General features: G+C 38.4%; 2 protein-coding genes, 2 tRNA genes and 3 rRNA genes. 6 read left to right on the top strand and 1 reads right to left on the bottom strand.

Annotation, left to right across the window (positions count from 1 at the left end; translation table 11 throughout):
- The first annotated feature begins 197 nt into the window (after nucleotides 1-197).
- The 6 genes from EAG11_RS09735 (at nucleotide 198) to rrf (ending at nucleotide 13,153) form a co-directional block, all read left to right on the top strand.
- Nucleotides 198-7,103, top strand: a complete 6,906-nt coding sequence (locus tag EAG11_RS09735) for a S8 family serine peptidase (protein WP_129539015.1) — start codon at nucleotides 198-200, stop codon at nucleotides 7,101-7,103.
- A gap of 892 nt (nucleotides 7,104-7,995) precedes the next feature.
- Nucleotides 7,996-9,509 (top strand): 16S ribosomal RNA (locus tag EAG11_RS09730).
- Nucleotides 9,510-9,632: 123 nt separating this feature from the next.
- Nucleotides 9,633-9,706 (top strand) — tRNA-Ile (locus tag EAG11_RS09725).
- Between the two features lie 87 nt (nucleotides 9,707-9,793).
- A tRNA-Ala gene (locus EAG11_RS09720) sits at nucleotides 9,794-9,867 on the top strand.
- A gap of 134 nt (nucleotides 9,868-10,001) precedes the next feature.
- Nucleotides 10,002-12,885: ribosomal RNA gene (locus EAG11_RS09715) — 23S ribosomal RNA — on the top strand.
- Between the two features lie 158 nt (nucleotides 12,886-13,043).
- Nucleotides 13,044-13,153: ribosomal RNA gene (rrf, locus tag EAG11_RS09710) — 5S ribosomal RNA — on the top strand.
- The 16S, 23S and 5S rRNA genes sit together here with 2 tRNA genes alongside, the layout of an rRNA operon.
- A 614-nt stretch (nucleotides 13,154-13,767) precedes the next feature.
- Here rrf and EAG11_RS22275 read toward each other — a convergent pair.
- Nucleotides 13,768-14,022, bottom strand: a complete 255-nt coding sequence (locus EAG11_RS22275; protein WP_242499328.1) for a transposase — start codon at nucleotides 14,020-14,022, stop codon at nucleotides 13,768-13,770.
- Nucleotides 14,023-14,497 lie beyond the last annotated feature (475 nt).

Raw genomic sequence — 14,497 nt, 5'->3', positions numbered from 1 at the left:
TTTTTAAATATTTTACTTTTTTTTGATTTTGTTAAAAATGAAAATATTTTTTTTGTTGTTTTTCTCTTGTGTTTGGTGGCTTTTATGTATTTATTTAACAAACTAATTTTGTTATCGTTGTTTTTTATGAATTTATTTGTAGGTTTACTCTTTAGTGGCTTTTTTTTAACTTATTATTAATCAAATATTTTTGTAAAATGAATAAAAAAATACTTAGTCTTATTGCGATGTTTTTAATTATTTCAGTGGCTGCACAGAGTATTCCTGAAAATGATTATTTTATTTCTATAAATGGGAATAAAATAGTGACGACTGCTAATTTTAAACAGCAGATTAAAGAAAGAAAAAATAGTACCAGTAAAAAGCAAAGCCCTCAAACGGAGTATACTTTGTTACAATTTAAAAAGATCCCATCTGAGGATGAGCAGCAAAAGTTAAAAAGACAAGGAGTAACATTACTTAGTTATTTGTCAAATAATGCTTACTATGCTTTAATCGAATCTGATTTTTATAGTAAAGGGAATGTGTCTGATAATATAAGAACCATAATTACAATTGATCCAAAATATAAATTAGATCAAATGATTGTAGATCAAATTATTCCAGATTATGCTTTACAGGGGAATAATGTAAAAGTAGTGGTTAGTTATTTTAAAGGAGCCGATAGTGAATTGATTTCGCAAGATTTAGCCAATTCATTTGTAAAAAACATCAAAAAGGATCCTTTTTTTAATCAAATTTATTTAGAAGTTTCTAAAGAAAAATTAGAAGAAATAGCCAAATTTAATTGGGTTCAAAATATTGAATTAGTTCCTCCACCTGTAGAGAGTGACAATCTTCCAGGTTTGACTTCGCACAAAGCAAATGTTTTAGGATCTGCTATAGCAGGTCTAGGATATGGATTAACAGGAAAAGGGGTAAAAGTAGGAGTTTGGGATGGGAATCTTGAGCCACACAAAGATCATACAGGAAGAGTAATAGCAAAAGAATACGAGTCTAATTCATCTCATGGAGAACATGTTTCGGGAACTATTGGAGGAGCAGGTTTATTAGACCCAAGAGCAAAAGGAATGGCTCCAGAGGTAAAAATGTATGGATGGAATTTTAATACTCAATCTAATGGATTAAATAATTATCAAGAAAGAGTATTATCTGTTCAGCAAGATGATATAGAGATTACATCAAATTCTTATGGAATAAACCTTACTTCAGGGTTTAATACGTTTAGATATAATACGGGAGATCGTGGAGATGATGATGTAACAGTAGCATATCCTTATCTTCTAAATATTTATTCTAACGGAAATGCGCAAACGGCATATCCAGGAGGATTTAATACATCTACAAAAAATTCAAAAAATGCTTTACACGTTGCTGCTAATAATCCTAATGATTTAATTAGTAGTTATAGTAGTTTTGGCCCTACACTTGATGGGCGTTTAGTGCCACAAATTGCTGCGGTTGGTACCGATGTGTACTCATTAGATTATAGCAACTCATATCAGGTTATGAGTGGAACCTCAATGGCGACACCAGGAACAACAGGAACAGTGGCTTTACTTTATGAGAGATATAAAAATATCTATGGTACAAGACCATTGGCATCCTTAATGAAAGCTTTGGTAGCAAATACAGCCAAAGATGTTGGTAATCCAGGTCCAGATTATAAATACGGATTTGGTAATCTTAACGGATTAAGAGCAGTTAAGGTTATTGATAAAAATATGTTCTACACAGCATCAGTAGCTAATGGAGCAACTTATGAAAAAGATATTGTAGTTCCGGCAGGATTAGTTACGTTAAAAGTAATGTTAGCTTACTCAGATACTGGTGCAACTCCAGGTGCAGGTTTAGTTCAGGTTAATGATTTAGATATTAAAATTGTTAAAGATGGAGTTACTACTTTACCATGGGTATTAAATTCAACAACACCCAACGCAAATGCAACAAGAGGGGTTGATAATTTGAATAATATCGAACAAATAACCTTAGACAATCCAGCTCCAGGAACTTATAAAATCATTGTTACTGGTACAAAGATACCTCTAATTCCTACTCAGGAGTTTTCAGTAGTATATGATTATGTAGTTCCAGAATTAATTCTTACCTATCCAATAGGTGGCGAAAAATTCAATACAGAATCCACAGAATATATCCGTTGGGATTATGAAGGAGAACCAAAGCCCTTTACTCTAGAATATTCAATAGATGGAGGGATGAATTATGTAATAATAGCTAAAGATATTCCATCTGCAGCGAGAAATTTTGCTTGGAAAGTTCCAGCAGGAATAGTTGCTAATGCTAAAATAAGAATTAGTGCAGGGACTAAGGTAGTCGCTTCTAAAGAAATTTTTAATATTATAACTGAACCTAAAAATCTAGTTATTGCACCAGCGGCATGTGGAGTTTCTTCCTATAAAATGGATTGGGATCCTATTGCAGGAGCAAAATATGAGGTATTAAAAATGAACGGGTACAAGTTTGATGTTGTAGCTACAGTTACTGATCCTACATATACATTTGTAGGTGTAGCGGTAGGTGATGACAACTGGTTTTCTGTTCGTACTGTAGATATTGCAACAGGTATTGTTTCCGAACGAGTTCGTGCGGTAAATGTAGAGCCAGTTTCTCAACCAATTTTAAACGCCGCTAGTTTACCATTCCTTGAGGAATTCACTGATAGAAAAGCAACAAATTATGTTTTTTCTAAAGGAAGTACAGGAGAGGTAAAATATGAGTATGTAAATGCTCAGTTTTTAGATGGAGTAAAAATGGCAGGATCAGAAGGTACAGCTTCGGCTCCTTGGGTAACAAGCCCAAAGACTAATGTGGCATTTACTAATAATCCAGATTATATCAAAAAAGTTACTTTTTGCGATATCGATGCAACTAGTTTAGCAGGAAAAGCATTAAGGCTGAAATTTTTTTTAGAATGGGCCAATGTGACTCTGGCTGGAGTTGATAAAAATCTTTTTAGAGTTACGGTAAATGGAATTCCAGTATTAAGCCACGAAAATCAAGATGTATATGGAGAAACTGCTTCATATAGTGATAAAGAATTAACTTATGACTTATCAGCTTATGCAGGAACTACATTTAGTGTGGCTTTCGAAACAGTAAGTGATAACGATTTTGTAGCAACAAATAGTGGCAATGTATATAGTGCAATCTATATAGATAATGTTGAAATTCTTGAAGCTACAGCTACCGATCTGGCATTAAATTCATTTACACCAAACACAGGATTTACTACTACAGAAACTGTACAAGTAAAAGTTTACAATAACTCTCCAGTAGCTGTTAGTAATATTCCAGTATCGTATAAAATTAATAACGCCGTAGCAGTTGTAGAGACAATTGCAGGTCCAGTTAGTCCATTAAGCGAGGTGACTTATAATTTTACTCAAAAAGCAGATTTTTCTGTGCCAGGTGTGTATACAGTAGTAGCTAATGTAAATTATCCAGGTGATTTAGTCTCAGATAATAATACATTAACAAAAAAGGTTAATAATACAGGTTCAGATGTAGCGATGGGATCAGTTGCTAGTTTAATAACCTGTGCTGCTACTTTTACAGATAGCGGAACTCGTTATGGAGATTATGCAGATAACCTTAATCAAACAATAACTTTTAAGCCAGCTACACTAGGTGCTAGCGTTAAAGTAGATTTTAGTGCCTTTGATGTTGAAGCAGACTATGATTATTTGTATGTATATAATGGGGCAACAAGTGCAGCTACTTTAATAGGGGCTTTTACAGGAAATACGTTACCACCATCATTAATATCTACAGCTACAGGAGGAGAGTTAACTTTTAGGTTTACTTCAGATGGTGGAGTAACTGAAGCAGGATGGGTTGCAGCAATTACTTGTGTAGTCAAGCCAATTGTAAATGATGCGAGTATTGTTTCTATAGTAACGCCAGAAGTTATAGGTAAAAAATCTAGTGCACATAATGTAACTATTAGAGTTAGTAATTTAGGACCTGCTCCTCTAGCAAATTATCCAGTATTTTATCAGGTAAATAATGGAGCGAAAACTATCGAAACAATTGCAGCTATTGCACCATATTCAACTGTAAGCTTCACATTTGATGCCAAAGCAGATTTATCTACTGTTGATGCTACATATATAATAAAAAGTGGTGTCGATCTTGCAGATGATAATAGTGCAAATGATGTAATCGAGAAAACAGTATATAACAAAAATGATTTACCAATTCATACCAATACTGATGGATATGCAATATCTAAACTAAAATGGAATGATGTTATTAATACTTCAAGTACTACAGCGTATTCAGATTTTAAAAGTATAAAAATTCCAGTATATGCAGGATTTACTTATCAGCCAGAAGTAACAATAATAAAAACAGATACCCCTATCACGCAAAATCAAACTGCTAATGTAGGAGTATTTACTATGATGGTAATAGATTTAAATGGAGATGGTAATTTAACAGATGAGTTTTATGCGGGGAATTTTTGGGTAAATACAACGAATACATCAACATCACCAGCGATTCCATCAACAACAAGTACACATTATTTCAGAAACAATTTAACTTTAGTTGGAGGTTTAACTATTCCGGTAGGTACAACTGCGGGTGAAAAACTTATGCGCATTGTACATATGTATCGTTCGCCTAACGAATATTATAATGTAAACCTTGGACCAACTATTAATGGGCTTACAAGTTCAAGATCAGATTTTGAGGTAGAAGAATATACAGTTAACGTATTGCCATTTACGGTAGCAGATGCTAGTGTTGAAAGAGTTGTTGCTCCAATTAAACCAGGTAAAGCACCAGTTTCAGTTACGGCTTTACTTCGTAATTACTCGACTACACCAATTACAAACTTCCCAGTAGCATACAAAATTAATGGAGCAAACGAAGTAGTTGAAAATTTCACTGGCACAATTGCTGCAGGAGGAACTGCTAATTTTATATTTGCAACAAAAGCTAATTTAGGAATTCCTGCAGATTATACAATCGATGTGTATACAAAATTAGTAGGAGATACAGATGCTACAAATGATTCAAAATCGGTGACGCTTTCACATGTTGCAAGCCTTTTAACAAACGTAACAGGAACTTTTGATGGAATAAATGATTTTATAAAAACAGATATTACCCCAGCATTGAATCTTACTAATAACTATACATTCGAGACTTGGGTTAATCAAAAGCAACCATCAGTTTTTGGAAGGCTTTTAGATAAAGGGACTGTCTTGGCTTTCATACATAACAATAGTAGCTTATCTATTTATAAAGAAAATAGTTTAGTGATTTCTATAACTACGCCAACGGGTTCTTATGTTATTAATACAGGAGCATATACCATTAAACAAAACACTTGGCATCATATTGCCTATTCAGTAAGTTCAGCTAATGTTTATACAGTTTATATAGATGGAGTTTCAGTTCCTTTTACAAGTACAGGTACAGCAGGTCCAGCTAGTTCAAATACAACTGCTGCTGTTTACATAGGTAATAATGCAGGCTTGGCTCGTGGTCTAAACGGTAATATAGATGAAGTGCGTATCTGGGCGGGAGTTCGTAATCAGGCTACAATCATTGTAAATGCGATGACAAAACATGTAGGTAACGAACCAGGGCTATTAGCACATTATTCATTTTCTGAAGGAAATAAACAATATGTTTTTGATAGTACTATAAGTGATAATACGGCAGTAGTTACAAATGCAGATACAGATGGACAAGGAGAAGGTAAATTTTGGAATGTTCCGGTTTTATTGCAAAACATTCAATTTGTAAATCAACTTTCGTCATCTTATGATCCAGCGACTAAAACTTATTCTGTGTTATTAAATGATGGAGGAGATGTAACTAATGGAATCATCAATTACAATTTAGGGATGAGAAGTATTGCGAAAATAAATGACGTTACACAGGTTAACGGTGTTACTCCAAATGACTATACAAACCCTGTTACACTAAAAGTAGAAGGAATAGGTTTTAATACAGGTATTTCTGAAACCTATACTATAAAAGTAGATGTTGATTTGAACAGCGAAAGTAAGTTGCTCTCTTATAATTTTAAAACTGTTTCAAATCCAGAGTTAGTTCAAGATATCAACACAGATATAGTAGGTAATAATGCGACTAAGGTGGTTTCTTCTGGAATTAATGTATCAAATTTAATTGCAGATTTCACTGTTTCGCCAGGTGCAGAGCTGTATATAGATGGAGTAAAACAATTAAACTCAAAAGCTGTAGTGTCGGATTATACAAATAGTTTTCTAGTTACAGTAATTTCAGAGAATAAGATATTTCAAACAAATTACACAGTAACATTAGATGCAAATAACACAGAAGCAAATCTTATAGCATACTCAGTAGCAAATCAAGTTGGAACTAGTATAATTGATCCAGTTTCAAAAACGGTAAAAGTTTTTGTTAATAACAACGCTAATTTAAGTGCATTGATTCCGAGTTTTCAAGTGTCCAATTTGGCAACATTGCGAATAGGGACTTACATACAAAATAGCGGAGCTACGACATTAAATTATATTTTGCCTGTAGTTTATAATGTAATGGCACAAAATGGTACAATCGAAAATTGGACAGTAACAATCGAGAGAAGTAAACCAATAATTACACTTTTAGGTAATACAGTGGTTTCTTTAGATAAAGGATGTCCGTATATCGAAGCAGGTTATACTGCCAAAGATAATTTAGAAGCAGATATTACAGCAGGAGTTTTAGTATTGGGAACAGTTGATGTAAATACACCAGGTCAATATATTTTGACTTATACAGCAAAAGATGCTTTGCAAAATGAATCTATTGCTATTCGTATAATAAACGTATCTGGAACAGTTTGTACGTTGGGAGTAAATACAAATGAAATCGATGGATTTGTTATTTACCCAAATCCAGTAAAAGACGGAAAGCTATATGTACAAACTACGTCTACCAATACAAAGAATATTAGAATATCTGATATGGGAGGAAAAATTGTTTTCACAGCCCAAACAGAAAACAAAGAATTAAACATTCATAACCTACCAACAGGAGTTTATATAATAAAGGTAGAGCAAGATGGTAAGACATCAACTCAAAAACTTATTGTAGAATAAACACATTGCTAGATTAAGTTATTTATAAGCGGCTACTATATATAGTAGTCGCTTTTTTTTGTATCCTATATATAGGAGTAATATTCTGTTATTAATATATAAGAGAAGTTTTTTCGGGAGCACTTTCCTGCTATCCGCTCCAATCTTAGCCTTTTTAAAGGAAAAAGGCTAAGGATTTCCTCTTTTATCAGGGCTAGGGAGTTCGAAATCTGCTGAATCAGCCAAATCTGCGAGAAACAAGAACCCGAAATCCCAGCAAAACCGAGCAAAAACAAGAGAAGAAGAGTTTAGTAAGTAGAAAAATCTTAGAAAACCCAAAAACACCGAAGCAGTAAGGTATGAGTTATCAATGCATTAAGAAATAAACGCAAAATAAGCGCAAAAATGCGATCGAAAAGTATTGTTTATCTATAAAAAGGTGGTAGTTTTGCACCCGCAACAAACAAGACGTTCACTGACACACTGGTAAGCAAAACAATCGGATTTGGAAGCGAAAGTTTCTAAAAAAAAGATTAAAAAAAGCTTGTGAGTTTGGAAAACGAAAGTTACATTTGCACCCCGCAAACGAAGTTCATCGAACACTTCTTTAGATAAGAGTTAAGTGAGATAAAACAACGGAAGTTCCTTGAAATACTGCTAAGAAAAACGAAGAAAACGAGAAATAAAATTTCTTAAAAAAAACTTCAAAAAAATCTTGCCAGTTAAAAAGGAGTTCATTACTTTTGCACCCGCTTTGAGAAACAAGCGATACAAAATAAGTAGACAAGTTCTTAGACATATTGAATTGACAGCCGTTTCGAAAGAGATTTCGAAACAAAGAATAAAGAGTAATAGAATCGCAAGATTTGAATATAACCGATAGAATCTTAGTCGCAATATAATATAAAAATATACGATGAAGAGTTTGATCCTGGCTCAGGATGAACGCTAGCGGCAGGCTTAACACATGCAAGTCGAGGGGTATGCTTCTTCGGAAGCAGAGACCGGCGCACGGGTGCGTAACGCGTATGCAATCTACCTTTTACAGAGGGATAGCCCAGAGAAATTTGGATTAATACCTCATAGTATTATTAAATGGCATCATTTTATAATTAAAGTCACAACGGTAAAAGATGAGCATGCGTCCCATTAGCTAGTTGGTAAGGTAACGGCTTACCAAGGCTACGATGGGTAGGGGTCCTGAGAGGGAGATCCCCCACACTGGTACTGAGACACGGACCAGACTCCTACGGGAGGCAGCAGTGAGGAATATTGGACAATGGGCGCAAGCCTGATCCAGCCATGCCGCGTGCAGGATGACGGTCCTATGGATTGTAAACTGCTTTTATACAGGAAGAAACCCTGGTTCGTGAACCAGCTTGACGGTACTGTAAGAATAAGGATCGGCTAACTCCGTGCCAGCAGCCGCGGTAATACGGAGGATCCAAGCGTTATCCGGAATCATTGGGTTTAAAGGGTCCGTAGGCGGTTTAATAAGTCAGTGGTGAAAGCCCATCGCTCAACGGTGGAACGGCCATTGATACTGTTAAACTTGAATTATTAGGAAGTAACTAGAATATGTAGTGTAGCGGTGAAATGCTTAGAGATTACATGGAATACCAATTGCGAAGGCAGGTTACTACTAATTGATTGACGCTGATGGACGAAAGCGTGGGTAGCGAACAGGATTAGATACCCTGGTAGTCCACGCCGTAAACGATGGATACTAGCTGTTGGGAGCAATCTCAGTGGCTAAGCGAAAGTGATAAGTATCCCACCTGGGGAGTACGTTCGCAAGAATGAAACTCAAAGGAATTGACGGGGGCCCGCACAAGCGGTGGAGCATGTGGTTTAATTCGATGATACGCGAGGAACCTTACCAAGGCTTAAATGTAGTTTGACCGATTTGGAAACAGATTTTTCGCAAGACAAATTACAAGGTGCTGCATGGTTGTCGTCAGCTCGTGCCGTGAGGTGTCAGGTTAAGTCCTATAACGAGCGCAACCCCTGTTGTTAGTTGCCAGCGAGTCATGTCGGGAACTCTAACAAGACTGCCAGTGCAAACTGTGAGGAAGGTGGGGATGACGTCAAATCATCACGGCCCTTACGCCTTGGGCTACACACGTGCTACAATGGCCGGTACAGAGAGCAGCCACTGGGCGACCAGGAGCGAATCTATAAAACCGGTCACAGTTCGGATCGGAGTCTGCAACTCGACTCCGTGAAGCTGGAATCGCTAGTAATCGGATATCAGCCATGATCCGGTGAATACGTTCCCGGGCCTTGTACACACCGCCCGTCAAGCCATGGAAGCTGGGGGTGCCTGAAGTCGGTGACCGCAAGGAGCTGCCTAGGGTAAAACTGGTAACTAGGGCTAAGTCGTAACAAGGTAGCCGTACCGGAAGGTGCGGCTGGAACACCTCCTTTCTAGAGCCCTATATGTTAGCAGTAATGCACGTTAGGGAAAGAAGACGAAAGATTTTAAAGGTTCATCTCTAAAGATTATATTACTCTGCTGTTAGTTCAAATAATAAATTTAAGTAAAAACAGAGTCTCGTAGCTCAGCTGGTTAGAGTACTACACTGATAATGTAGGGGTCGGCAGTTCGAGTCTGCCCGGGACTACTATTTAAACTTAAATAAAAGGAAATTTTAGAAGTTGAGCATTTATGAGCGAATTCATAACTCATAATTCATCATCATTTTAAAAATGGGGGATTAGCTCAGCTGGCTAGAGCGCCTGCCTTGCACGCAGGAGGTCAACGGTTCGACTCCGTTATTCTCCACAGATCAATCCCTTAATTGGGTGCGATAAAAGTTCATTGACATATTGAGATAAGAAAATAATAAAAAGTAGAAAGCGTTTTTATTAGCGATAATAAAAACAAAAAAAAACGGTCATATTAATTTATGATTGGTACAATAAGCAAAATAAGGGCGTATGGGGGATGCCTTGGCTCTCAGAGGCGATGAAAGGCGTGATAAGCTGCGAAAAGCTACGGGGATCGGCACACACGAATTGATCCGTAGATACCTGAATGGGGCAACCCACTATGTTGAAGACATAGTACACCGATAGGTGGGCAAACCCGCTGAACTGAAACATCTAAGTAGGCGGAGGAGAAGAAAACAAAAGTGATTCCGTAAGTAGTGGCGAGCGAACGCGGATTAGCCCAAACCAATGTTGTTACGGCAATGTTGGGGTTGTAGGACCACGATATTTGTTGCGCAAAGAATTAGAATCTACTGGAAAGTAGAACCACAGAGGGTGATAGTCCCGTATAGGTAATGAGTGTAAATGATAGTGGTATCCTGAGTAGGGCGGGGCACGTGAAACCCTGTCTGAATTTGGCGGGACCATCCGCTAAGGCTAAATACTCCTGAGAGACCGATAGTGAACCAGTACCGTGAGGGAAAGGTGAAAAGAACCGTGAATAACGGAGTGAAATAGATCCTGAAACCATACGCTTACAAGCGGTCGGAGCCCTTTCGTGGGGTGACGGCGTGCCTTTTGCATAATGAGCCTACGAGTTAACGTTGCTGGCAAGGATAAGTGGTTAAGCCACGGATCCGTAGCGAAAGCGAGTCTGAATAGGGCGCTTTAGTCAGTAGTGTTAGACGCGAAACCGTGTGATCTACCCATGGGCAGGTTGAAGCTGTGGTAACACACAGTGGAGGACCGAACCGGTTGACGTTGAAAAGTCTTCGGATGACCTGTGGGTAGGGGTGAAAGGCCAATCAAACTCGGAAATAGCTCGTACTCCCCGAAATGCATTTAGGTGCAGCGTTGTGCATAAAGTTATATAGAGGTAGAGCTACTGATTGGATGCGGGGGCTTCACCGCCTACCAATTCCTGACAAACTCCGAATGCTATATAATGTTTCGCAACAGTGAGGGCTTGGGTGCTAAGGTCCAAGTCCGAGAGGGAAAGAACCCAGACCATCAGCTAAGGTCCCCAAATATATGTTAAGTTGAAAGAACGAGGTTTGTCTGCCCAGACAGCTAGGATGTTGGCTTGGAAGCAGCCATTCATTTAAAGAGTGCGTAACAGCTCACTAGTCGAGCGGACGAGCATGGATAATAATCGGGCATAAACATATTACCGAAGCTATGGATTTAGAGTTTACTCTAAGTGGTAGGGGAGCATTCTAACAGGGTTGAAGGTGTGTCGTAAGGCATGCTGGACTGGTTAGAAAAGAAAATGTAGGCATAAGTAACGATAATGCGGGCGAGAAACCCGCACACCGAAAAACTAAGGTTTCCACAGCTATGCTAATCAGCTGTGGGTTAGTCTGGTCCTAAGGCGAACCCGAAAGGGACAGTCGATGGCTAACGGGTTAATATTCCCGTACTACTAATTACTGTGATGGGGTGACGGAGTGATGAAAGCGCCGCGAACTGACGGAATAGTTCGTTGAAGTACCTACCTATAAGATCTGCAGGCAAATCCACAGATTTTGGGGAAATACGATAGTACTCGGAGACTTCGGTTGAAGAGATAGTGCGCCTAAGGGCTTCCAAGAAAAACCTCTAAACTTCAGGTAATTAGTACCAGTACCGTAAACCGACACAGGTAGTTGAGGAGAGAATCCTAAGGTGCTCGAGAGATTCATGGCTAAGGAATTAGGCAAAATAGACCTGTAACTTCGGGAGAAAGGTCGCCAGCAGCAATGCTGGCCGCAGTGAAGAGGTCCAGGCGACTGTTTATCAAAAACACAGGGCTCTGCAAAATCGTAAGATGAAGTATAGGGCCTGACACCTGCCCGGTGCTGGAAGGTTAAGAGGAGATGTTATCTTCGGAGAAGCATTGAATTGAAGCCCCAGTAAACGGCGGCCGTAACTATAACGGTCCTAAGGTAGCGAAATTCCTTGTCGGGTAAGTTCCGACCTGCACGAATGGTGTAACGATCTGGACACTGTCTCAGCCATGAGCTCGGTGAAATTGTAGTAGCGGTGAAGATGCCGCTTACCCGCAGTGGGACGAAAAGACCCTGTGCACCTTTACTATAGCTTAGTATTGACCTTGGATAAATGATGTGTAGGATAGGTTGGAGACTGTGAAGTGGCGTCGCTAGGCGTTGTGGAGTCATTGTTGAAATACAACCCTTTGTTTATCTGAGGCCTAACCCCGTTATTGCGGGGGACATTGCTTGGTGGGTAGTTTGACTGGGGTGGTCGCCTCCAAAAGAGTAACGGAGGCTTCTAAAGGTTCCCTCAGTACGCTTGGTAACCGTGCGTAGAGTGCAATGGCATAAGGGAGCTTGACTGAGAGACATACAGGTCGATCAGGTACGAAAGTAGAGCATAGTGATCCGGTGGTTCCGCATGGAAGGGCCATCGCTCAAAGGATAAAAGGTACGCCGGGGATAACAGGCTGATCTCCCCCAAGAGCTCATATCGACGGGGGGTTTGGCACCTCGATGTCGGCTCGTCACATCCTGGGGCTGGAGAAGGTCCCAAGGGTTGGGCTGTTCGCCCATTAAAGTGGCACGCGAGCTGGGTTCAGAACGTCGTGAGACAGTTCGGTCTCTATCTACTGTGGGCGCAAGAAATTTGAGTGGATCTGATTCTAGTACGAGAGGACCGAATTGGACAAACCTCTAGTGTATCTGTTGTTCCGCCAGGAGCACCGCAGAGTAGCTACGTTTGGAAGGGATAAGCGCTGAAAGCATATAAGCGCGAAACCCACCACAAGATGAGATTTCTTTTAAGGATCGTGGGAGATGACCACGTTGATAGGCTATAGATGTAAAGGCAGTAATGTCATAGTCGAGTAGTACTAATAATCCGTAAGCTTATGTACGCCTTTTCCCCCGACGCAAGTCGGGGGAGAAACTTTCTAAAAAATTATTTTTTCTTTATCTCAGTGTGTTAAGATATTATTGTAATTATTAATTATTAATTATCAATTGTTAATTTTTAATTTTTATTACAAAAGTTGCCTAAAGCAACTAACGACCTTAAGGTGGTTATTGCGGCGGGGCTCACCTCTTCCCATCCCGAACAGAGTAGTTAAGCCCGCCTGCGCAGATGGTACTGCAGTTATGTGGGAGAGTATGTCGTCGCCTTTCTTTAGAATCCTCATCATGAATTTGATGAGGATTTTTTTTTGTCCAAAACTTTTTGGGAGATAAGGCAAAAGGCAATCCCGATAGCTATCGGGAGCAAAGTTTAATGGAATCAAGTGCAAATGATGGGGATTATCCAAAAAGATTAGATAATCTGAATAAGAAGAAATCACTTTTCGTACTCTTTTAAATTGACGTCTAAACGCTTTTACTTTAGCGTTAAAAGATTCCGCTGAAGCATTAGTCATTAGTACTTCTATTATCAAAATAGTTTAAGATTGACTAGTAATTAAACGTTAGTATTAAGTAGGATATTAAAGTTCTTAAAACCTGATTCTTCTACATCCCTATATTAATGTGCTAGTTTGGTCATAGCAATGAGTTTGTTGTTATAAATCCCACGAAGGTGCTGTACTAGTCTATGAGTTGTTTTTATATCAGGATATAGGCTAAAATAAGATCTGAGCTCTTTTATTTTGTCTCTCAATCCATTTTTTACTAGATTTATAAAGAATACATCTACTTCTGGCTAACAACTGTTTTACAGAGTCTGCACTAGACAAAAGCTCTGGAATATAGGTTTAGCTCTCTATTTTCGATTATAATATCAATCTATCCTAAGCATCCATAGTTTTCCAACGATATTTGATTCTAAGCTCCTGTAATGCATCTAGAGCTAATTTTTGAACATGAAATCTATCGGTAACCTGCACGACTTTTGGAAAACATCTTTTGGAAATCAATTTCAAGGAATTGGCTATGTCAAGTGTTATCTCTTGGACACAATTTTTTTTTTTTGTAATCAATTTATCAGATATGTTCAATAACCTGATCAGCCTTTGTTCTGACAAGAATAGCAACTGAGCAACCATTTTTGTCTCTGGCTTCCTTATTAGTAACAATAGTAAGAAGCTCTCCTTGAGACAAAACTACTTCATCAATTGATAAATAAGTACCCATATTTTCAGGGTACAAATTTCACTGATGATCATATTAACGTTGAGTCCATGTATTAAAAGGATTTAGTTTTTTTATATTGCCTCTGTGGTTTCTTCCTATTGACTCCAAGCAAGCTTCCGATGGTTCGACAATCAATAGCAGTCATATCTATTAATTTCTTTAAAAAAAAATGCAAACTCTTGAGGCATGTGGCTTCCCTTAGTAACTAAATTCCAATCTCTTTTAACGATCTCACCTGTGTCTTTATTAGTCCAGGGACGTCTTTTGATGTGCAGATACACAAGCTTGTCTCTTAGAGCAAAGTCCTTAATAGTAATCTCATCTTGAAAGCACTTTGATACTAACTGAAGGCCATTAAACTCCGCTAGAGGTTTGGAATTCTCTTCA

The sequence above is a fragment of the Flavobacterium sp. 140616W15 genome (assembly GCF_003668995.1).
GTDB lineage: Bacteria > Bacteroidota > Bacteroidia > Flavobacteriales > Flavobacteriaceae > Flavobacterium.
Note: the sequence above shows the minus strand (reverse complement) of the source record. Positions and strands in the feature narration are given on the sequence as shown.